We start from the raw sequence: 1,500 nt of genomic DNA, 5'->3' as shown, positions 1-1,500 counted from the left end.
CCCAATATCAGCACCGCCATACTCCACATACGTGGGTACATCCGACGCGCGCACAATAATAAGACGGACATCGGGCTGATTCGTCTCTAATATCAACTTCCGACTTGTTTCGGGATCATCGATAGGTACAATACCCGCCGCTTTCAATAAAGGTAATGTCTCTTTATAAATGCGTCCTTTGGACAAAGCCAAAGTCAAAAAATTAGGCATCTTCATTTCTCCATGAACCTGGCACTCGACGAATGCTAGCACCTAATTGTTGTAATTTTTCTTCGATACATTCATAACCACGATCGATGTGATAAATACGCTCTACCGTAGTCGCACCCTCCGCCACCAGCGCAGCCAAGACTAAAGAGGCTGATGCACGTAAATCTGTCGCCATCACTGGAGCAGCGGTTAGGCCCTCCTGCCCTATACAAACTACCGTATTGCCTTCAATCTGAAGGTTGGCTCCCATGCGCTGCATTTCTTGCACATGCATAAATCGGTTCTCAAACACCGTTTCCACTATCGTAGACTGATCTTCAGCAATACTATTCAGCGCGGTGAACTGGGCTTGCATATCCGTTGGAAAGGCAGGATAAGGAGCAGTACGAATATTAACGGCCTTTGGACGCTTACCGTGCATATCTAGTGATATCCAATCATCGCCCACCTCAATATCAGCACCGGCTTCTTCAAGTTTTAATAACACGGCTTCCATTTGCTTGGCATCCGTATCTTTTAACTTCACTTTCCCGCGGGTAATCGCCGCCGCAACTAAATAGGTTCCGGCTTCGATTCTATCCGGCAAGATTGAATATTGCGTCCCGTGTAGGGATTTCACCCCTTCAATTTCTAAGGTAGCAGTACCGATTCCCGTTATTTTGGCACCCATTTGATTGAGGTAATTCGCCAAATCAACCACTTCTGGCTCACGAGCAGCATTCTCGATTGTCGTTTTCCCGTCCGCTAATGTGGCCGCCATCATCAAGTTTTCTGTACCAGTAACCGTCACCTGGTCCATGAAAATGTGCGCCCCTTTTAAGCCGTCACCACAGGTTGCACGAATATAACCATTTTCGACTTTTATATCTGCGCCCATTTGCGCTAGTCCACGCAAATGTAGATCCACCGGACGAGAGCCAATCGCACAACCACCCGGCAAAGACACATCCGCTTTACCAAACTTAGCTAATAACGGGCCCAATACTAAGATGGATGCCCGCATCGTTTTAACTAAATCATACGCCGCTTCAGTGTCTGTCAACGTAGAAGGATCAAGCTCGACCCCTGAGCGCTCATCCACCGTTAACGATACACCCATACGCCCTAACAGCTCTAAGGTGGTTGTAATGTCATGTAGATGAGGTACATTGCCAATACGCACCGGTGAATCAGCAAGTAATGCGCCCATTAATATAGGCAAAGCAGCATTTTTAGCGCCTGAAATACGGATCTCACCCTCGAGGGCAACTCCGCCATTGATAATTAATTTATCCATTCAATCTCTATTGG

General features: G+C 47.1%; 1 protein-coding gene and 1 pseudogene. Both read right to left on the bottom strand.

What is annotated here, in order from left to right; all coding sequences use genetic code 11:
- Positions 1–210, bottom strand: a pseudogene (gene hisG, locus AC3AYF_RS20870) (ATP phosphoribosyltransferase); the annotation flags it as partial.
- Positions 203–1,486, bottom strand: coding sequence for a UDP-N-acetylglucosamine 1-carboxyvinyltransferase (gene murA / locus AC3AYF_RS20865; protein ID WP_487780385.1), 1,284 nt, complete (start codon positions 1,484–1,486; stop codon positions 203–205). The gene murA and the pseudogene hisG, both read right to left, overlap by 8 nt.
- Positions 1,487–1,500: the final 14 nt, after the last annotated feature.

This window comes from Salinicola sp., from assembly GCF_982684285.1.
This window is presented reverse-complemented; position numbering and strand designations above follow the sequence as displayed.